General features: G+C 53.5%; 22 protein-coding genes. 21 read left to right on the forward strand and 1 reads right to left on the reverse strand.

The genetic code is table 11. The features are described from left to right. The first annotated feature begins 20 nt into the window (after positions 1 to 20). The 20 genes from rfbA to flhB all read left to right on the forward strand — a co-directional run bounded on the left by rfbA (position 21) and on the right by flhB (position 16,936). Entirely contained in the window at positions 21 to 902 is an 882-nt protein-coding gene (gene rfbA / locus GM154_RS08570) for a glucose-1-phosphate thymidylyltransferase RfbA (protein ID WP_019365157.1), read from the forward strand. Next, positions 902 to 1,438 carry a dTDP-4-dehydrorhamnose 3,5-epimerase gene (gene rfbC, locus GM154_RS08575; RefSeq protein ID WP_010797915.1) on the forward strand — a complete coding sequence of 179 codons (537 nt, stop codon included), beginning with the start codon at positions 902 to 904 and terminating at the stop codon, positions 1,436 to 1,438. The genes rfbA and rfbC overlap by 1 nt, the downstream gene beginning before the upstream one ends. Further along, entirely contained in the window at positions 1,435 to 2,364 is a 930-nt protein-coding gene (gene rfbD / locus GM154_RS08580; RefSeq protein ID WP_219651896.1) for a dTDP-4-dehydrorhamnose reductase, read from the forward strand. The genes rfbC and rfbD overlap by 4 nt, the downstream gene beginning before the upstream one ends. A 154-nt stretch (positions 2,365 to 2,518) precedes the next feature. Then, positions 2,519 to 2,887 (forward strand): ComEA family DNA-binding protein, encoded by a 369-nt coding sequence (locus tag GM154_RS08585; RefSeq protein ID WP_219651898.1) that lies wholly within the window; start codon positions 2,519 to 2,521, stop codon positions 2,885 to 2,887. A 331-nt stretch (positions 2,888 to 3,218) separates the two neighbouring features. Then, the gene (gene fliE, locus GM154_RS08590) at positions 3,219 to 3,557 is read left to right on the forward strand and encodes a flagellar hook-basal body complex protein FliE (protein WP_010797918.1); all 339 of its coding nucleotides are present in this window, start codon (positions 3,219 to 3,221) and stop codon (positions 3,555 to 3,557) included. Between the two features lie 11 nt (positions 3,558 to 3,568). After that, positions 3,569 to 5,380: a flagellar basal-body MS-ring/collar protein FliF gene (fliF, locus tag GM154_RS08595; RefSeq protein WP_219651900.1), complete on the forward strand. Its 1,812-nt coding sequence runs from the start codon at positions 3,569 to 3,571 to the stop codon at positions 5,378 to 5,380. Next, positions 5,367 to 6,380: a flagellar motor switch protein FliG gene (gene fliG / locus GM154_RS08600; RefSeq protein ID WP_010797920.1), complete on the forward strand. Its 1,014-nt coding sequence runs from the start codon at positions 5,367 to 5,369 to the stop codon at positions 6,378 to 6,380. The genes fliF and fliG overlap by 14 nt, the downstream gene beginning before the upstream one ends. 122 nt (positions 6,381 to 6,502) lie before the next feature. Then, positions 6,503 to 7,285: a flagellar assembly protein FliH gene (gene fliH / locus GM154_RS08605; RefSeq protein ID WP_074825241.1), complete on the forward strand. Its 783-nt coding sequence runs from the start codon at positions 6,503 to 6,505 to the stop codon at positions 7,283 to 7,285. Beyond that, positions 7,275 to 8,621: a flagellar protein export ATPase FliI gene (gene fliI / locus GM154_RS08610; protein WP_010797922.1), complete on the forward strand. Its 1,347-nt coding sequence runs from the start codon at positions 7,275 to 7,277 to the stop codon at positions 8,619 to 8,621. Before fliH ends, fliI begins: the two co-directional genes overlap by 11 nt. Before the next feature lie 6 nt (positions 8,622 to 8,627). After that, the gene (fliJ, locus tag GM154_RS08615) at positions 8,628 to 9,074 is read left to right on the forward strand and encodes a flagellar export protein FliJ (RefSeq protein WP_010797923.1); all 447 of its coding nucleotides are present in this window, start codon (positions 8,628 to 8,630) and stop codon (positions 9,072 to 9,074) included. A 425-nt stretch (positions 9,075 to 9,499) separates the two neighbouring features. Then, entirely contained in the window at positions 9,500 to 9,853 is a 354-nt protein-coding gene (locus tag GM154_RS08620) for an Hpt domain-containing protein (RefSeq protein ID WP_181123580.1), read from the forward strand. Positions 9,854 to 9,927: 74 nt separating this feature from the next. After that, the gene (locus GM154_RS08625; RefSeq protein WP_219651902.1) at positions 9,928 to 11,265 is read left to right on the forward strand and encodes a flagellar hook-length control protein FliK; all 1,338 of its coding nucleotides are present in this window, start codon (positions 9,928 to 9,930) and stop codon (positions 11,263 to 11,265) included. A 159-nt stretch (positions 11,266 to 11,424) separates the two neighbouring features. Next, the gene (gene fliL, locus GM154_RS08630) at positions 11,425 to 11,937 is read left to right on the forward strand and encodes a flagellar basal body-associated protein FliL (RefSeq protein WP_010797926.1); all 513 of its coding nucleotides are present in this window, start codon (positions 11,425 to 11,427) and stop codon (positions 11,935 to 11,937) included. A gap of 8 nt (positions 11,938 to 11,945) precedes the next feature. After that, positions 11,946 to 12,917: a flagellar motor switch protein FliM gene (fliM, locus tag GM154_RS08635; RefSeq protein ID WP_074825249.1), complete on the forward strand. Its 972-nt coding sequence runs from the start codon at positions 11,946 to 11,948 to the stop codon at positions 12,915 to 12,917. A gap of 67 nt (positions 12,918 to 12,984) precedes the next feature. Then, positions 12,985 to 13,440: a flagellar motor switch protein FliN gene (fliN, locus tag GM154_RS08640; RefSeq protein ID WP_074825251.1), complete on the forward strand. Its 456-nt coding sequence runs from the start codon at positions 12,985 to 12,987 to the stop codon at positions 13,438 to 13,440. Between the two features lie 4 nt (positions 13,441 to 13,444). After that, on the forward strand, positions 13,445 to 13,858 hold the full coding sequence (fliO, locus tag GM154_RS08645) for a flagellar biosynthetic protein FliO (protein ID WP_010797929.1): 414 nt from the start codon (positions 13,445 to 13,447) through the stop codon (positions 13,856 to 13,858). 82 nt (positions 13,859 to 13,940) lie between these two features. Next, positions 13,941 to 14,723 (forward strand): flagellar type III secretion system pore protein FliP, encoded by a 783-nt coding sequence (fliP, locus tag GM154_RS08650; protein ID WP_026003850.1) that lies wholly within the window; start codon positions 13,941 to 13,943, stop codon positions 14,721 to 14,723. Between the two features lie 13 nt (positions 14,724 to 14,736). Continuing rightward, entirely contained in the window at positions 14,737 to 15,006 is a 270-nt protein-coding gene (fliQ, locus tag GM154_RS08655; RefSeq protein WP_010797931.1) for a flagellar biosynthesis protein FliQ, read from the forward strand. Positions 15,007 to 15,009: 3 nt separating this feature from the next. After that, positions 15,010 to 15,786: a flagellar biosynthetic protein FliR gene (gene fliR, locus GM154_RS08660; RefSeq protein ID WP_074825253.1), complete on the forward strand. Its 777-nt coding sequence runs from the start codon at positions 15,010 to 15,012 to the stop codon at positions 15,784 to 15,786. Between the two features lie 13 nt (positions 15,787 to 15,799). After that, positions 15,800 to 16,936, forward strand: coding sequence for a flagellar biosynthesis protein FlhB (gene flhB / locus GM154_RS08665; RefSeq protein WP_074825255.1), 1,137 nt, complete (start codon positions 15,800 to 15,802; stop codon positions 16,934 to 16,936). Between the two features lie 33 nt (positions 16,937 to 16,969). On the opposite strand, the gene sodC is transcribed toward flhB, so the two are convergent. Beyond that, entirely contained in the window at positions 16,970 to 17,497 is a 528-nt protein-coding gene (gene sodC, locus GM154_RS08670) for a superoxide dismutase family protein (RefSeq protein WP_074825257.1), read from the reverse strand. Between the two features lie 279 nt (positions 17,498 to 17,776). Between sodC and flhA the strand changes: the two genes are divergently transcribed. Next, positions 17,777 to 19,876 (forward strand): flagellar biosynthesis protein FlhA, encoded by a 2,100-nt coding sequence (flhA, locus tag GM154_RS08675; protein ID WP_074825259.1) that lies wholly within the window; start codon positions 17,777 to 17,779, stop codon positions 19,874 to 19,876. The last annotated feature ends 9 nt before the right edge of the window (positions 19,877 to 19,885 follow it).

The raw sequence follows: 19,885 nt of genomic DNA on the forward strand, positions 1-19,885 counted from the left end.
TCGATTGAGAGGGACGCGTAATGAAAAAGTATAAAGGGATATTATTGGCGGGCGGTTCGGGTACCCGTTTGCATCCCATCACACTAGGTGTTTCTAAGCAGTCTCTGCCTGTTTATGACAAGCCGATGATTTACTACCCATTGTCTGTACTGATGCTGGCAGGTATTCAGGAAATACTAATTATTTCCACACCAACGGACTTGCCAGGTTTTCAGCGTATGCTTGGCGATGGCAGCCAGTTTGGCATCAAGCTGAGTTACGCCGAGCAGCCAAGCCCTGATGGATTGGCTCAGGCGTTCATTATCGGTGCTGATTTTGTGGGTGACGATAATGTTTGTTTGGTCCTCGGCGATAACATCTTCTATGGTCAAAGCTTTACTCAGACATTGGTAAGTGCCTCGACACGTGAACAGGGCGCAACGGTATTTGGTTATTACACTGCTGATCCAGAGCGTTTCGGTGTCGTTGAATTCGATGAAAATGGCAAAGCCATCAGCATCGAAGAGAAGCCTAAAAAGCCTAAGTCCAACTATGCAGTGACTGGTCTTTACTTCTACGATAACGACGTACTTGAGATTGCAGCCAATATCAAGCCGTCACCGCGCGGTGAGCTTGAAATTACCGATGTCAATAATGAGTATTTGCGTCGCGGCGATCTGAATGTTTCCGTTCTTGGCCGCGGCTTCGCTTGGCTTGATACCGGGACTCATGATGCGTTGCTAGAGGCTGGGCATTTTGTCCAGACCATTGAAAAGCGTCAGGGTCTCAAGGTTGCCTGCCTTGAGGAGATTGCCTTTCAGAAGGGGTGGGTTACTCGCGAGCAGGTAGCACTGCAGGCCGAGGCCTTGAGCAAGACAGGCTATGGTCAATATCTGGCCCGCTTGATTGCAGGAGATCGATGATGGAAGTGATCGATACGATCATTGCAGACGTAAAGATCATTCAACCGCGAGTCTTTGGCGACTCGCGGGGATTCTTTCTAGAAACGTTTCAAGCCGATCGCTATGCAGAGCTGGCAGGTATAACACTGCCTTTTGTGCAGGACAATCATTCACGCTCAACGAGAGGTGTATTACGTGGCCTGCATTTTCAGCGCAGCCGTCCGCAAGGCAAGCTCGTTCGTTGCGTAAAGGGCGAAGTGTTGGATGTGGCTGTTGATATCCGTCAAGACTCGCCTACGTTTGGTCGCTGGGTTGCGGAAATCCTTTCTGAGGACAACAAGCGGCAGCTTTGGATCCCGCCAGGGCTTGCTCATGGTTTCGTTGTACTTTCTGAGACAGCGGATTTTGAATACAAATGTACTGACTATTATGATCCTTCCGCCGAGGGATGCTTGATCTGGAATGATCCTGATCTGGGTATTGACTGGAAGATCTCTGATCCTCAGTTGTCAGCCAAGGATGCTCAAGGCCTACGCTTGGTGGAGCTTTATAAATGAGAGTCATGGTCGCAGGGGGAAATGGTCAGGTAGGACAATGCCTGATTGATCGCTTGAAGCGCAGTGACTTGGCGTGGGAAGCGCATGGTCGTGCCACGTTGGACATTGCAGATGAGCGCTCTGTGGCCGAGCACCTGCAGCGTTTCAAGCCATCTGTGCTGATAAACGCTGCAGCTTATACCTCAGTGGACAAGGCGGAAATGGAGCCTGATGTAGCGGCACGCGCTAATATCAAGGGTCCTGCTACGTTAGCCAAGCTTTGCCATGAGCACGGCTGTTCAATATTACATATTTCTACCGACTATGTATTTTCGGGTGATGCTTCTGTTCCACATACACCTGATGACCCCGTGGGGCCGTCAGGTGTATACGGGGCGACCAAGTTGGAAGGTGAGTACCGTATTCAGGATGCCTGCCCGAATCATGTCATCATGAGAACGGCTTGGGTGTTTAGCGAGCATGGAAATAACTTCATGAAAACCATGCTCCGCCTGGCCTCGGAGCGAGACAAGCTACAGGTGGTGGACGACCAGCAAGGGACGCCCACTTACGCAGGGCATATTGCCGATGCTTTACTGTTGGTGGCTCATCGTATCGCTACTATTGATGACTCCCAGTTATTTGGTCTCTATCACTATGGGGGCAGCGATGCTGTTACCTGGTGTGGGTTCGCGCGGTATATTCTTGATGTTGCGCTTGAGAAGGGAATTATCAATAAGCTTCCCAAGGTAAACGGGATTACGACTGCTGACTTTCCTACACCAGCGCGTCGTCCCTCCTATTCGGTACTGGACAGCACGCTACTCAAGAAACGGTTTGGTGTTGACCCGAGCGATTGGAAGACAGGGGTTAATGACTCCCTTGATGCATTAATAGCTGCAACCGCTGCTCACGCAAAGAATGCACCCAATCAGGTAAGTGCGTAACGTTAATAATGTGATGCTGCCAGTAGTTGGCCTTTCTGATAAGGCGTGAGTGGTTGGTAGCATATGCATTTAATTTCGAGTGAGGCCAAGGATACAGGCTCAAACTCTCCTGTAGTTGAACGTCAATTATGCGCTTGGAAAAGGATGTCTATTTATGCGCGCACTTCTATTATTTCGTATTGCCGTCTGTTTTACTCATTTTACGCTCACTTCTGTTGCCTATGCTGAGACGTACGGTGATCCGCTGCATTATCAGTTACCCAAACCTGTACCTATCGCGCGGACCCCTACAGAGGTGTCCAGATCCTCTGGACCTGTTTCTTCCAGTAAGGTCAATATCAACACGGCAGATGCCGCTACGCTGGACAAAAGACTTAAAGGTGTTGGAGCTGCCAAAGCAAAAGCGATTGTTGATTATCGGAATGCGCATGGCCCGTTTCAGGCGATTGACGAGTTGATAGAAGTTAATGGCATCGGCCCTGCAATCCTGGAAAAGAATTCTGACGTCCTGACAATCAATTGACAAAAGCGGTGCTGGTAGCCAACTAGCCAGAGTTATTCTTTTGGCACACGGTAGTTATTGAGCCAAATTTTACTGATTGCGTTTCCCCAAGGTATCTAAACCATTTTCTTCGCTTAAGCGCCTAGCCTTACTTAGTTCAACGCTAGGCTGCTTTCGCCCAAACCCCTTTCTGGCCTGTTAATTGCTCTGACCTTGATAGTGATTGAAACCTGGCGCCAAGCCGGTTCAGTTAGCCAATTTCAGCTGACAGACAAAACTTGGCATCGCCATTGCTACATCAAGGTATAGCTAAAAGCGCGGCGTCAAAAATCCGCGCTGGTTGGAGGGTGAAATGGTTCAAGGTGTTGAGTTCAATCGTTTAATGCTGGAGATGCGCTCCATGCAGACAGAGGCAATGGCGCGAAAGCCCGTTGCGAGCCCTGTCGGTGTTGAGGGTGCTGCAAATGTTCCCAGCTTTCCGGATTTACTTGGACAGGCTGTCCGTAAAGTCAACGAGACGCAAAAGGTTTCCAATGAGATGGCCACAGCGTTCGAGCTTGGTCAAGGCGGCGTTGATCTGACGGAAGTCATGATTGCCTCGCAGAAAGCTAGCGTTTCCTTCCAGGCCATGACCCAAGTCCGTAACAAGATGGTCCAGGCCTACCAAGACATTATGCAGATGCCTATCTGAGGATAGATTGAATGGCCGACACCGCCCTCAATAATCAGGTTCCCGCTAAGGTAGACGCCTCTGGCGCATCCAAGAAGCCTTTTCCGGGCCTGGGCTTTCTAGACAACCTTTCTGAAATGCCGATCTTGCGTCAAGTAGGCCTTATGGTTGGCTTGGCTGCCAGCGTTGCCTTAGGGTTTGCAGTAGTGCTGTGGTCACAGCAGCCTGATTACCGCCCCTTGTATGGCAGTATGTCAGGCCTGGATGCCAATCAGGTAGTTGAAGCGCTGACTTCAGCCGATATCAACTACAAGGTTGATCCTAATACCGGTGCCTTGTTGGTAAAGGCGGACGATCTGGGCCGTGCTCGCTTGAAAATGGCCAGCGCTGGCGTAGCGCCTACTGACGGTATCGTTGGTTTCGAGCTGTTGGACAAGGAGCAGCCTCTGGGAACCAGCCAATTCATGGAAGCGGCAAATTACCGTCGCGGCCTTGAGGGTGAACTGTCTCGTACGATTGCCAGTCTAAATGGCATTAAAAGTGCACGTGTTCATTTGGCGATTCCGAAGAGTTCTGTATTCGTACGGGATGAGCGTAAGCCGACGGCTTCGGTTCTGGTCGAGTTGTATCCAGGCCGTACCTTGGAAACTGGGCAAGTAATGGCGATCGTTAATCTGGTTGCTACCAGTGTTCCAGAGTTGACGAAGTCTCAGGTAACGGTAGTCGATCAGAAGGGACAGCTCCTGTCGGATCAGCTGAACCAGTCTGAGTTCAGTGTTGCAGGTAAGCAGCTAGATTATACGAACCGCATCGAAAGCACATTGACTCAACGTGTGCAAAACATGATGCAGCCAATCGTAGGAAACGGTCGCTTCAAGGCAGAAGTATCGGCAGATGTAGATTTCAATGCGGTTGAGTCAACGTCCGAGCAGTTTAACCCTGATCAGCCTGCGCTGCGCAGCGAGCAGATCAATACCGAACAGCGTCAAACTGCCGGCGGTGGGCCGCAGGGTGTGCCGGGAGCCTTGTCGAACCAGCCGCCTGGACCAGCCACTGCACCTGAGAACGCAACAGCGGCAGCGGGTGCCAACTTCACGGCGCCGGGTCAGCTGATTCGTGACCCTAATGATCAGTTCATTACTGATCCGAAGACAGGTCTGCCGGCGACAGTGCCTTATCCGACAGACAAGCGTGACCAAAGCACACGTAATTATGAGTTGGATCGCAGTATCAGCTACACCCGCCAGCAGCAAGGTCGAGTACGTCGTCTCTCTGTAGCGGTAGTGTTGGATGATCAAGTGAAATTGGATGCAGCGACAGGGCAGGTAAGTCATACGCCCTGGAGTGCGGATGACCTGGCTCGCTTTACTCGCCTGGTGCAAGACGCGGTAGGTTTCGATGCAAGTCGTGGTGATAGTGTTAGCGTGATCAACGCTCCCTTTGCTCCGATCGCTGCTGATGATGTGGAAAGTATCCCCTTCTACTCGCAGCCCTGGTTCTGGGATGTCGTTAAGCAAGGTCTGGGTGTGCTGTTTATCCTGGTCCTGGTGTTTGGTGTCCTGCGCCCTGTTCTGAACAACCTGGCAGGCACCAACAAGAGTAAGGACTTGGCACTGGCTGATGGTATGGGTGGTGCTGGAGATCTGGCGGGTAGTGGAGCGGGCGGCCTGAGTGGTGGTGATCTGGCCGATGACAAGGTAAGTCTGGCAAGTCCTGCAGCGCTGATGTTGCCTGGACCTAGCGAAAACTACGAAGTACAACTCAATGCCATCAAGCAATTGGTGACTGAAGACCCGGGCCTAGTTGCCCAAGTTGTGAGGGACTGGATCAATGCCGACGAGTGAATTCAACAGCATGAGCAATGTCGATAAAGCCGCTGTTCTGCTGCTCTCCCTGGGTGAGGCAGACGCTGCCCAGATCCTGCGTCACCTGGGCCCGAAAGAAGTACAGCGCGTCGGTACTGCGATGGCTCAAGTGCGTAACATCAGTCGTGACCAGGCCGAGCATGTACTGGGCAACTTTATCGAAGTGGTAGGTGAGCAGACCAGCCTGGGTGTAGGCACTGACGGTTATATCCGCAAGATGCTGACCCAGGCCCTGGGCGAAGACAAGGCTAACGGTCTGATCGACCGGATCCTGCTGGGTGGTAATACGAGTGGCCTGGATAGCCTCAAGTGGATGGAGCCTCGTGCGGTCGCGGATGTCATCCGTTACGAGCACCCACAAATCCAGGCGATTGTAGTGGCTTACCTGGATGCGGATCAGGCTGCCGAAGTTCTGGCGCATTTTGATCAGAAGATTCGATTGGACATTATCCTGCGGGTGTCTTCGCTGAATACGGTCCAGCCAGCAGCACTGAAAGAATTGAATATGATTCTGGAGAAGCAGTTCTCGGGTAGTGCAAGCTCCGCCCGTACGACGCTGGGTGGCGTGAAGCGTGCAGCCGACATCATGAACTACCTGGATAGCGCGGTTGAGGCTCCGCTCATGGACGCTATCCGCGAAGTGGACGATGCGCTGTCTGCTCAGATCGAAGACCTTATGTTTGTCTTCGGCAACCTGGTCGATGTGGATGATCGTGGTATTCAGGCGCTGCTGCGTGAAGTCTCGTCCGATATCTTGGTCCTGGCGCTCAAGGGCGCAGATGACGGGATCAAGGACAAGTTCTTCCGTAACATGTCCAAGCGTGCAGGCGAGTTGCTGCGTGATGATTTGGAGTCCCGCGGCCCGGTTCGTATCTCCGAGGTAGAGGGGGCGCAGAAAGAGGTTATCGCAGTGGCCCGCCGTATGGCTGAGGCTGGCGAGATCGTCCTGGGTGCCAAGGGCGGAGAAGAAATGGTGTAAATCACCAAGTGGGTTTCGAGCCCGGTCACTGTATATTTGCAGTGGTCGGGCTTTTTTTATTCTGAGTTGGCCCAAGCTTTGCTACCTACCTGGTATACCGTAGCTTTTCTGTCAGGTGAGTCATGAACAAAGAGGGCGCTAGCGATCTGATTCGCGCGAAGGAAGTCAGTATCTTCGAGCGATGGCTTTTGCCTGATCTGGATAGCAACCATGTTGAAGACGTGGCCGTTGAGCCTGATCCAGAGCCGGAAGTAGCGGAAGAGGAAACCGTCACCGTTGAAGACGTTCCGGTAGAGGAAGTCAAGCCGTTGACGCTGGAAGAGCTGGAGGCTATTCGGCAAGAGGCTTATAACGAAGGCTTCACCGCCGGTGAGCGCGATGGTTTTCACTCCGGGCAGGTAAGAGCTCGGCAAGAGGCTGAAGTAGCATTGACAGCCAAGCTGCGAAGTCTGGAAATCGTTATGGAGCAGCTACTCGAGCCAATCGCTCAGCAAGATCGCGAGCTGGAGCAGGCGTTGGTTCGTCTGGTTGAGCATGTCACCAAACAAGTGATCCAGCGTGAGTTAAAAGACGATTCTACGCAGCTGCAACGTATCCTGCGTGAGGCGCTGAAGCTTCTGCCCATGGGGGCTGAGAATATCCGCATTCATCTCAACCCGCAGGACTTCGATTTGGTGAAGGCCCTGCGTGATCGGCACGATGAGCGTTGGAAGTTGCTGGAAGATGAAAATCTGCTGCCGGGTGGTTGCCGTATCGAAAGCGAGAACAGCGTAATCGATGCAAGTATCGAAACGCGACTGGCTCAGGCACTGACGCAGATTATGGAACAGCAACGCCATCAGGCTACACAGCCTGCCGACCCTGACCTGCATATTCCTTTGGAGGATGCTGCTAATGCATCTTGATCGCCTGAGTTTCCAACGTCGACTGGGTGGTTATATTGACGCGGTAAGCCTCCCGGGTGAGCCCGTAATCGAAGGGCGTCTGCTGCGCATGGTGGGTTTGACGCTTGAGGCAGAAGGCTTGCGTGCTGCAGTCGGAAGTCGCTGCCGGGTCATCAATGGCGGTACCTACCAACATGCTCAGGTAGAAGCCGAGGTCATGGGGTTTTCAGGTGATAGAACCTTTTTGATGCCGATTGGCAGTCTGGCAGGTATTGCTCCTGGGGCGCGTGTCGTGCCTCTGCCTGATACCGGACGCCTGCCTATGGGAATGTCGATGTTAGGGCGTGTGCTCGATGGGTTGGGTAATGCCCTCGATGGCAAAGGGCGGATGCGCGCCGAGGATTGGGTGCCGATCGACGGTCCGACCATCAACCCGCTCAAGCGCGAGCCTATTCATGAGCCGCTTGATGTTGGTGTACGCAGTATCAATGGTTTGTTGACGGTAGGACGCGGTCAGCGCCTTGGACTGTTTGCCGGTACTGGTGTTGGTAAGAGCGTGCTGCTCGGCATGATGACCCGCTTTACCAAGGCGGACATCATCGTTGTCGGGCTGATCGGTGAGCGGGGTCGTGAGGTTAAGGAATTTATCGAGCACATCCTGGGCGAGGAGGGCATCAAGCGTTCCGTCGTTGTTGCCTCGCCAGCGGATGATGCGCCTCTGCTGCGTCTGCGTGCAGCCATGTATTGCACACGTATTGCAGAGTATTTTCGTGACAAGGGTAAAAACGTTCTGTTGCTGATGGACTCTCTGACCCGGTACGCGCAGGCTCAGCGTGAAATCGCACTGGCTATTGGTGAGCCGCCAGCGACAAAGGGTTATCCGCCATCCGTGTTTGCCAAGCTGCCCAGCTTGGTGGAGCGCGCGGGTAATGCTGAAAAGGGCGGTGGTTCTATCACGGCGTTCTACACTGTACTGTCAGAGGGTGATGATCAGCAGGACCCGATCGCTGATGCGGCGCGAGGAGTGCTGGATGGTCACTTTGTTTTGTCCCGCCGTCTGGCGGAAGAAGGCCATTACCCTGCCATTGACATTGAAGCGTCGATCAGCCGAGTGATGCCGCAGGTCGTAAGTCCTGAGCATTTGCGTAATGCCCAGCGTATGAAACAGTTGTGGTCTCGCTTCCAGCAAAGCCGCGATTTGATCAGTGTAGGCGCCTATGTACCAGGCGGCGATCCTGAAACTGACCAGGCAATCAAGCGCTACCCTGCGATGCAGCAGTACTTGCGCCAAGGACTGAATGAAAGCGAGTCGCTCGAGCAGAGCGGGCAAAATCTAGGCGTATTGCTGGAGAGCTGATGAATCATGAAAGGTCGTGCTGAGCGGTTGACCCCAGTGATAGATATGAGTGAGCAGGAGGAGCGGGACGCTGCTCGGCAATTAGGTAAGTGTCAGACACAATTGATGCAGGCAGAGCAAAAACTTGCTGACCTGCAGCGCTACCGGGACGATTACCACAAACAATGGCTGAATGCGGGAAGTCAGGGTGTGTCAGGCCAGTGGATGATCGGTTATCAGCGTTTCCTCAGTCAGTTGGAGGATGCTATTGCGCAACAGGAGCGGAGCACTAACTGGCACCGCGATGTTGTCGAAAAGGCACGTCAATCCTGGCAGCAACGCTACGCACGCTTGGAAGGTTTGAAAAAACTGGTAGAGAAATATCGCCAGGAACAGCGGCTGGTTGAGGACAAGCGAGAGCAGAAGCAGATGGATGAGTTTTCCCAACGGCTTTTGCAACGGGTTCGGATGTAAGGAAAAAGGTCCAGCCGTTTTGCTGGCCCTCTTTATTTCCTGCCAAACCTTCTAAAAGAGGTCCTGACGATTGGCAGCCAATTTTCCAGCAACATAGATCCTCTGTTGCTCATTCGCTGGAATTTTGACGTCAGGCTTATGTTTACCTTCCAAAGTCTGGTAAAAGAGCAATTACCAGAGCGCCTTCCAGCGTAAGTCCACTGATATAAACGGTAGTAATGAGCGCTTTAGAACAAATTATTATGTTCCAGGGGTGCCATTAAAGTGCCAGCTTTGCCAAAATCGCACTGACAGAAGGTTTGTTTAACCTAACTCCTAACGGAGGGCTTGATATGTCAGCGTTGTGTAGTAGAGCTCTTACGTTTCATCCTCATGTTACTTTGCCATTTCGTCTGGCATCTTTGGCCTGATGAGTGAGTCCTACCATGTCATTGCCACACTTAGATACCGATACTCTGCTTGCCCTGCAGGAAATTATGGAGGACGAGTACGGTAATCTGCTCGACACCTATATTTCCGACTCGGAAGAGCGTATCCGTGCGCTCAAGGAGGCCTATGCCGAACAGGAGCTGGTACAGCTTCGGCATGTGGCTCACAGCTTCAAGGGAAGTTCCAGTAACATGGGCGCCGTCGTTCTGACAAATCTTTGCCGGGACTTGGAGGAAGCTGCCCGTCGAAACGCTCCCTTGTCCGTTATAAATGAAAAGATCGAAAGCGTTCAGCGCGAGTTTGCCATTGTGCGCATTCTGTTCAAGTCGGAACGGCAACGGCACGCGTGATTTTCAACCGTTTTTCTTAAAGCTGGCCCAGCGTTTGCTTCTCTAGCTCCAGATACCTTAACTGGAGCAATTTTATGGCTGTCGCCTCTGACTTCATCTTGTCGTCGACGCCTGACATCAGCTCGGCCAAGACCGCGCTCAAAGCGCCGTCCAAGCCTGCTGATTCAACTCGCAGCGATACCCCACGTTTTTCGGATGTTTACGCCAAAGAGCAGCAACCTGCTCGTAATGAGGTGCGTACTCGCGATGCGGATGCAAAGTCCGTGAAGCGCGAGGCTTCTGCATCGCGTCACGATAGCAAGGCTAGCGACAGCAAGACTGACGAGTCTGTTTCTTCAGGCGTAAAGCAGAAAGAGGTTGCTGGGACTGCCGATAGCGGCAAGACCTTGCCGGTGGCCGATGAGCATGCCTCCGTTCCTGAGGCGCAGCTGGACCCGTTGTTACTGCTTGGCATGACCGGAACCCTGCCTGCGGAAGTAGCGCCTTTGCCAGTTCCAAACGCTGTCGGCTCTTTGACGTCCCTGACGGACGATACATTGACATCGGGCATGGAGTCAGCGTTTCCACAGGGGGTGGGGCAGCTGGCTTCCGAGACCGATCCTTTGAATGGTCAGGCAGCTTCTTCTGATGAGACTGCTGGCCAGCTACTGGCCCAGGCCGGCAGTAAGCTGCTTCAGACTACCGATACGGCTGCCAATACTGTTCAGACCAATACAACCACAGGTCAGGGTGCTCCCAAGCAGGCCGAGGTCATGAGTACTATCCTGGCGGCGACAGCTGAAAGCCAGCCTGCCGAGGGTGAAGCTTCCCTTGAGGTATTACAGGGGTTGAAGGATATCGATGACAAGACCTTGCCTGAGGATCGAAACGAGACCTTTGCAGACAAGCTGAATAGCTTGTCCCAGACAATGGGAACGCCTGTACAGACAGCTCGTCCCGTTGCTCCTACGGTGCCGGGTCAGCCGCTGGCAATGAATCAGTCCGACTGGCATGAAGGTGTGATTGATCGAGTCATGTGGATGTCGAGTCAGAACCTCAAAAGTGCTGACATTCGTCTCGAACCAGCGGGGCTAGGGCGTCTTGAGGTTCGTATCGATATGACTAACGACCAGGCTCAGGTCACCTTTGCCAGTCCGCATGCGGACGTTCGTGATGCGCTAGACAGCCAGTCTCATCGCTTGCGAGACATGTTCGTGCAGCAGGGGATGACGCTTGATGTAAACGTCTCGGATCAGTCAGCGCATCGTAACTGGCAGGCCGCGCAGCAGGACACAGGAACTGGAGGACGACGGTCTTCGAATACTGGCTTAGGTAGCGAAGACCGTGCGATTGATGAAGTAGCGGGTGTCTCAAGTGAGACGGTCGCGCAGACGATAAAGAGAAACGACGGAGTAGTGGACTTTTACGCCTGACCGGGACGCTTCCCGCACGTGACGAGGTCCGTCTTACCAAGGGCGAATCTAATGGCCACGCCTCAAGCGATTGGCTAAAGATGAATGTATCAACAAGACTGCTGTTATTCCCTCTGCGTTTTAGGGTTGTAGGCGGTTCACTCAATTACGGATGTAAGCATGGCCAAGAAAGAACAAGCGGCTGATGACGCGGCCAAACCCGCTGGCAAAGGCAAGCTCAAGCTCATCATCATTATCGTGGTCGCATTGTTGTTGACGATAGGGGCTTCGGTAGGTGCAACATGGTTCATCATGAACAAGAAGGTTCATGATGCCGAGGCCGCAAAGGCGGAGCCCACCACTCCTGTCCGGCTGCCTGCCATCTACGAAAAATTAACGCCGTCTTTTGTGGTCAACTTCAATGTGAACGGCAGGCAGCGTTATATGCAGGTGGGTGTGGCGCTGATGGGACGCGATCAGGCAAAGATGGATGAACTCAAGGCTCATTTGCCCCAGGTACGCAATCAACTGGTCATGTTGCTTTCTGCCCAGAGTTATGACGCCTTATTGACGCCGGTCGGCAAGGAATTGCTGCGTCAACAGGCAACTTCCAAGATTCAGGAGCTTGCTCAGAAGCAGGTGGGTCAACCTACGGTCGAGCAGGTTTTGTTTACTAACTTCGTCCTGCAATAGGGATTGCCATGTCTGTACAAGATTTACTGTCTCAGGATGAAATCGACGCGCTTCTTCACGGCGTCGATGATGGTCTTGTCGAAACGGATCCTATAGCGCCTACAGGCTCGGTCAGAGGGTATGACCTGACTAGCCAGGATCGTATCGTCCGTGGGCGGATGCCGACATTGGAGATGATCAACGAGCGCTTTGCCCGCTATACCCGGGTCAGCATGTTTAACCTGCTTCGTCGCTCGGCTGACGTGTCCGTAGGGGGTGTGCAGGTCTTGAAGTTCGGTGAGTATGTTCGCTCGCTGTATGTACCGACCAGCTTGAACATGGTGAAGATCAAGCCTTTGCGTGGTACGGCACTGTTTATTCTGGATGCCAAGTTGGTGTTCAAGCTGGTAGACAACTTCTTTGGTGGCGATGGCCGTCACGCCAAGATTGAAGGTCGTGAGTTTACGCCGACCGAGCTGCGTGTTGTACGCATGGTGCTTGACCAGTGCTTCGTTGACCTTAAAGAGGCCTGGGGCGCAATGCTCGCGTGTCAGTTCGAGTACATCAACTCCGAAGTCAACCCGGCCATGGCAAACATTGTCAGTCCGAACGAGGTGGTAGTGGTCAGCTCTTTCAGCATCGAGTTGGACGGCGGCGGCGGTGAGCTGCATATCGCCATGCCATATTCGATGATCGAGCCTATCCGTGAAATGCTGGACGCCGGCTTCCAGTCGGATGTGGATGATCAGGACGAGCGCTGGGTCAAGGCTATGCGCGAAGATCTTCTGGATATCCGTGTACCGCTGGAAGCGACGGTGGTGCGTCGTCAGCTCAGGCTACGTGACATCCTGCATATGCAGCCTGGCGATGTAATTCCAGTTGAGATGCCGGAGGAAATGCTGATGCGCGCCAATGGTATGCCAACGTTCAAGGTAAAAATGGGGGCTCGTAAAGGAAACCTGGCCTTGCAAATTATTGAACCGGTCAAGAGCTCTCGCTGATGCGATTTTGACTGAATGCTTTTATTTCTTTCGAGCCATAGGCTCACCGTTTTAGATTGAGGTTAAGATGGCAGATCAAAACACCAACAGCGAAGAACAGGCTCTGGCTGATGAGTGGGCCGCGGCGATGGCAGAGGCAGGCGAATCCAATCAGGATGAAATCGATGCGATGATGGCTCAGGGCGCTAGTCCCGCCTCACGCGCGCCTGTAGAAGAGTTTGCCGGAATCCAGGGTAACAATCAGCAGATTACCGGTATGGAAGGTCCGAACCTGGATGTGATTCTGGACATTCCTGTCATGATTTCGATGGAAGTCGGCCATACCGACATTTCCATCCGGAACCTGCTACAACTGAATCAGGGCTCGGTTATCGAGCTGGATCGCCTGGCGGGAGAGCCGCTCGATGTACTGGTCAACGGTACCTTGATTGCTCACGGCGAGGTGGTGGTGGTTAACGAGAAGTTCGGTATCCGGCTGACCGATGTCATCAGCCCCAGTGAACGTATCAAGAAACTACGCTGACCTTATGCGAATGCTCATTGCTCTACTGGCTACGTTGCCGCTTGTCTCTCAAGCGGCTGAAACAGCTGCACCGTCGACCAATATGGGATCGCAGCTGACACAACTCGTGTTGGGTCTGCTGCTGATCATTGGCCTGATTTTCGGGCTGGCCTGGCTTATCCGTCGGGTACAGCAGGTGGGGCCGCGTGGCAATAATGCTATCAAATTGGTAGCCACCCAGCATCTGGGACCGCGAGAGAGACTGGTGCTGGTGCAGGTAGGGCAGGAGCAGATACTTGTAGGACTTACGGCTGGGCGTATTACTCCTTTGCATGTGATGAAGGAACCGGTTCGCCTGGCCGATGAGCAACCGGCTTCGCCAGAGTTTGCTCAACGGCTTTTCGAGCTGATCAGCCGCGACCCAAAGGATAAGTCATGAGATTCGACTCATTGAAGTCTTTCGCGCGAGTGGTGCGGAGAATGAACTGGTGCTGACTGGTACAAGCGGTGTGTTTACGACGTTGTTGAAATCCAATCTTCGTTTGCTTCGTAATTGCCTGCTTGTGCTGGTAGCACTGGCGGCACCTTTGGCGTTTGGGCAGGAAAATGGGGCTAATAATCCGTTGTCCATTTCCGCTATTACCATGAGTACAAACGCCAACGGCCAGCAGGAGTACTCCGTAAGCCTGCAGATCCTGCTGATCATGACGGCGCTGAGTTTCATTCCAGCGTTTGTCATGCTGATGACCAGTTTTACACGGATCATCATTGTATTCGCCATTCTCCGCCAAGCCCTGGGCTTGCAGACAACGCCGTCAAACCAGGTGTTGATCGGACTGGCACTGTTCCTGACATTGTTCATCATGGCGCCGGTCTTTGACCGCATTAATAACGATGCCTTGCAGCCCTATATGAACGAGCAGCTGACGGCCCAGGATGCAATTGCGCGGGCAGAGGGGCCAATCAAGGACTTCATGTTGGCGCAGACCCGGCAATCCGATCTGGACATGTTCATGCGGCTATCCAAGCGTACGGACATCGCCACACCTGATCAGGCGCCGCTGACGATCGTGGTTCCAGCCTTTGTGACATCCGAATTGAAAACAGCCTTCCAGATCGGCTTCATGATCTTTATTCCATTCCTGGTAATTGACTTGGTGGTGGCCAGCGTGCTGATGGGGATGGGCATGATGATGCTTTCACCGATGATCATCTCGTTACCGTTCAAGCTGATGCTGTTCGTGCTGGTTGACGGTTGGTCGTTGATCATGGGTACGCTGGCTGGCAGCTTCGGTACTGTCTAAGAGGAGATACCCCATGACGCCTGAAGTAGCCGTAGATCTGTTTCGGCAAGCGCTCTGGTTGACGGCATTGCTTGTAGGCATTCTGATCGTGCCGAGCTTGCTGGTGGGCCTGGTGGTTTCAATGTTCCAGGCTGCTACACAGATCAACGAGCAGACCTTGAGTTTTCTGCCTCGACTGATTGTCACGTTGTTGACGCTGATTGTCCTAGGGCCTTGGCTCACCCGTGAGCTGATGGAGTTCATGCGCAACATGATCACCAATGTTCCGATGTTGATTGGTTAAGTCATGCTTGAGCTGAGTGATGCGCAGATTGGTGGCTGGGTCGGTACGTTCCTGCTGCCTCTGTTCCGTATTGCTGCTGTCTTTATGACGATGCCTATCATCGGGACCAATATGGTTCCCGCGCGCGTAAAGCTCTATATGGCGTTGGCCTTTACCGCTCTGCTGGTGCCTACGCTGCCCCCCATGCCGCAGGTCGATGCCGTGAGCGTACAGGCCTTGCCGCTGATTGCAGAGCAGATCCTGATTGGCGCTCTGATGGGTTTTAGCCTCCAGCTGTTCTTTCACGTCTTCGTGATTGCTGGGCAGCTACTCTCCACCCAGGCAGGACTTAGCTTTGCATCAATGGTCGATCCGGCCAATGGCATTTCGGTGCCGGTGCTGGGGCAGTTCTTCAACGTACTGGTGACGCTGCTGTTCCTGTCCATGAACGGACACCTGATCGTCATGGAAATCCTGGCAGAAAGCTTTACCACGCTACCGGTTGGTCAGTTGCTGTCTGTTGATCATTTTTGGGAGCTGGCCGGTAAATTGAGTTGGGTGCTTGGTGCCGGCGTATTACTGGTCTTGCCTGCTATTACGGCACTGCTGGTCGTGAACCTTGCTTTTGGCGTAATGACTCGCGCAGCGCCTCAGCTCAACATTTTTTCAATCGGTATGCCCTTAACCGTAACGCTGGGTCTGGTCATTATCTGGATTGGCACAGCGGATATCTTTTCGCACTACGAATCATTAGTCACTGAAGCGCTGCAATGGCTCCGAGAGCTGGTGCGAGCGCGATAGGCAGGAGGTCGCCATGTCGGACGAATCCAGCAGTGAAGACCGTACAGAGGAACCTACCGACAAACGTAAGCGGGAAGCGCGCGAAGAGGGGCAGTTACCCCGATCCCGTGAGCTTGGCACGCTGACGGTTGTGATGGGTGGGCTGATAGCGCTTCTGGCGTTTGGTTCAGTACTTGGGGACGCTTTACTCGACCTGATGCGCGGCAGTTTTTCACTGAACCGTGAGGCCGTTCTGGATGAGCGGAACATGGGGATCATGCTGCTAACATCCGGCAAGGCCGCCATGCTGGGCATGATGCCGGTTTTTCTCGTCCTTGTGCTGGCTGCCGTTATTGGCCCGATTGCACTGGGAGGCTTCTTGTTTTCCAGCAAATCCCTTCAGCCCAAGTTCAGTCGAATGAACCCTCTTTCAGGACTCAAGCGCATGTTTTCGACCCATGCGCTGATGGAGTTGGGCAAGGCGCTGGCCAAGTTCGTTCTGCTGCTAACCATCGCTATCATGGTTCTCTTGTCTGAGCGCGATGCGTTGCTGTCCATTGCAAAGGAGCCTTTAGGCAGTGCCATTATCCATAGTATAAAAGTGGCGGGACATGCAGCGTTGATGGTGTCTTTAGGGCTATTACTTATCGCAGCTATTGACGTACCGTTCCAATGGTATAGCAACAAGAAAAAGCTGATGATGACCAAGCAGCAGATCAAGGATGAATACAAGGACAGCGAAGGCAAGCCCGAAGTAAAAGGGCGGATGCGCCAGATGCAGCGCGAAATGGCGCAACGTCGCATGATGACCGCTGTGCCAGAGGCCGACGTCATTATCACCAACCCAACACATTATGCTGTGGCGCTAAAGTATGACGCTGCAACCGGAGGCGCGCCAATCCTAGTAGCCAAAGGTAGCGACTTTGTGGCGTTGAAGATTCGTGAGCTTGCTCAGGAGCATGCCGTTACGACGCTTGAATCACCCGCCCTGGCGCGAGCGGTGTACTATTCCACTGATATCGATAGAGAGATTCCGGCAGGGCTTTACATCGCTGTGGCGCAAGTGCTGGCCTACGTTTATCAGCTCAAGCAGTACAAAGCTGGTCAGGGCCGGCGTCCAGAGCAACCGCATGAGCCGCCTATCCCGCCAGATTTACAGCGTGACGAGTAGATAAGAAAGGCCCCGCTGAACGGGGCCTTTTTATTACTTGATAACCCCGCACGCCATCCGGGCTCCACCACCGCCTAGCGGCTTGGGATGATCCGAGTGGTTATCGCCGCCTACGTGAACCATGAGGGCGTGACCTTTGATTTCATTCAAGTCCTTGAGGCGCGGCGCCAGCACGGGCTGTGAGGCTGTTCCGTCGCTTGTGACATAAAGGGCGGGCAGATCACCTTTATGGCCGTCGCCCCAGGGAGCGTCATGCTTGCCGGTATTCTCAGGGTCCCAGTGACCGCCTGCGGCGCCTGCCGGTGTGTTCTTGCCATCGACTTCTGCAGCATCACAGCTGGGTTTGGCATGAATATGGAATCCATGTGTCCCTGGCTCCAGACCTTTTAGCTCAGGTGTAAATACCAAGCCGTAGTCAGTCTTTACGATGGTGACGCTGCCTACACTTTCGCCCGGACCTTTCTCTGTTGCGATATTTAATGGAACAGTCACGGCGTCATCCGCCTGGGCCATACCAGCGAGTCCTGCTGACATCAGCGTTACGGCAATCCATTTTTTCATCGGGTTCTCCTGTTATCCACTTTATGCGCGTCTTGTGAAGGGACCTCATATGCGTGTTCAGGTTTCCTTATTACAGTGCTCGTATCAACGATGGCTAAAGGCCAGCCTCAAGAAAACAGCCTGGCAGGCCGATATAACAGGCGCAAACGCAACAAATTCAAACAAAAGAGGAACTTGGCCCGTTGCTTGCTGAATAGCCTGTATCAAGACGCTCTGACGTCAAAAGATTGATATGCAAGGCATTCAAGAGGAACGACTGTGAAAGTTAATCACGGGCAAATGTTGACCAATGTTCGCAGCCTGAGCCGCGGTAACCTGGCTGTACCGATATTGGTTCTGGCCATGCTCGGCATGATGACATTGCCGATCCCGCCGTTTCTGCTGGACGTGCTGTTTACCTTCAATATCGCGCTGTCGATCGTGGTGTTGCTGGTAAGCGTTTATGCGCTACGGCCTTTGGACTTTGCCGTGTTCCCGACGATCCTGCTCGTGGCCACGTTGCTGCGCCTGGCGTTGAACGTGGCGTCTACACGTGTCGTTCTTTTGCATGGTCATGATGGCCATGCCGCTGCCGGTAAGGTGATTCAGGCCTTTGGTGACGTAGTGGTGGGTGGTAACTACGTTGTCGGTGCGGTCGTGTTCGCCATCCTGATGATCATCAACTTCGTGGTAGTGACCAAGGGTGCTGGTCGTATCTCCGAGGTATCTGCGCGCTTCACCCTGGATGCCATGCCTGGTAAGCAGATGGCCATCGACGCCGACCTGAACGCTGGTGTTATCGATCAGGCTGAAGCAAAGAAGCGTCGCGCCGAGGTAGGTCAGGAAGCTGACTTCTACGGTTCGATGGATGGTGCCAGCAAATTCGTTCGCGGTGACGCGGTTGCCGGTCTACTAGTACTGTTCATTAACCTGCTCGGTGGTATCGCGATCGGGATGATGCAGCATAACTTGAGCATTGCCGATGCAGGCCGTATCTATGCACTGCTGACTATTGGTGACGGCCTGGTTGCCCAGGTGCCTTCGCTGTTGCTGTCCGTTGCGGCTGCCATCATGGTAACCCGTGTGTCTTCTTCCGAAGACATGGGGCAGCAGGTCAACCGTCAAATGTTCGCCTCGCCAAAGGCGCTTGCTGTCTCTGCGGCCATCATCATTGCTATGGGGCTGGTACCCGGCATGCCGCACGTGCCGTTCTTGGGTTTGGGCTTCATGGCTGCTGCCGGTGCCTATTTCATCTGGGATCGCCAGCGCAAGGTCAAGCAAGTGGCCGAGCAGGAAGCTCAGCGTCAGCAGGAGTTGGCCCCCGTACAGCGCCCCGCTGAAACCAAGGAGCTGGGCTGGGATGACGTAACGCCTGTCGACATGGTTGGCCTGGAAGTAGGTTATCGCCTGATTCCTTTGGTAGATCGCAACCAGGGCGGTGAGCTGCTAACGCGTATCAAGGGTGTTCGCAAGAAGCTGTCCCAGGATCTTGGCTTCCTTATGCCCGCTGTACATATTCGCGACAACCTGGAACTTATGCCCAATGCTTATCGTTTGACGTTGATGGGCGTGAATGTTGCGGAAGCCGAAATCTATCCGGACCGCGAACTGGCTATAAACCCGGGTCAGGTATTCGGCACGTTAAATGGTGTGATTGCCAAAGATCCGGCGTTTGGCCTTGATGCGGTTTGGATTGACGTCAGTCAGCGTGATCAGGCGCAGTCCCTGGGCTATACCGTGGTCGATGCCAGCACGGTCGTTGCGACCCACCTCAACCAGGTTCTCCAAAAGCATGCCCACGAGCTGTTGGGGCATGAAGAAGTGCAGCAATTACTGCAGCTTCTGGCCAAGAGTTCGCCCAAGTTGGCCGAAGAACTGGTGCCAGGCATGATTTCCTTGTCTACGCTTCTTAAGGTATTGCAGCAATTGCTGCAGGAGCAGGTCTCGGTACGTGATGTTCGTACGATTGCTGAGGCTATTGCGAATGTGGCGCCGCGTAGTCAAGATCCCGCCGTCATGGTTTCGTCGGTTCGTGTGGCGCTGTCCCGTGCAATCGTCCAGAACATCATTGGACTGGAGCCCGAGCTGCCTGTTATTACGCTAGAACCGAGATTGGAACAGATGTTGCTTAATGGTATGCAGAAGGCTGGACAGGGTGTTGAAGATGGCATGTTCCTGGAACCAGGAATGGCCGAGAAATTGCAACGCTCTCTGGTAGATGCAGCACAGCGTCAAGAAATGATGGGTAAGCCAGTCGTGTTACTGGTAGCCGGTGCGATTCGCGGGATGATGTCCCGCTTCGCTCGAATGGCAGTTCCCACTATGTCTGTGCTGGCTTATCAGGAAATTCCGGATAACAAACAAGTCACCATTATCGCAACGGTTGGCCAGAACGGCTGAGGTTTGAAC

Source organism: Pseudomonas sp. MAG002Y (assembly GCF_019400845.1).
In the GTDB taxonomy this organism is placed as follows: domain Bacteria; phylum Pseudomonadota; class Gammaproteobacteria; order Pseudomonadales; family Pseudomonadaceae; genus Chryseomonas; species Chryseomonas luteola.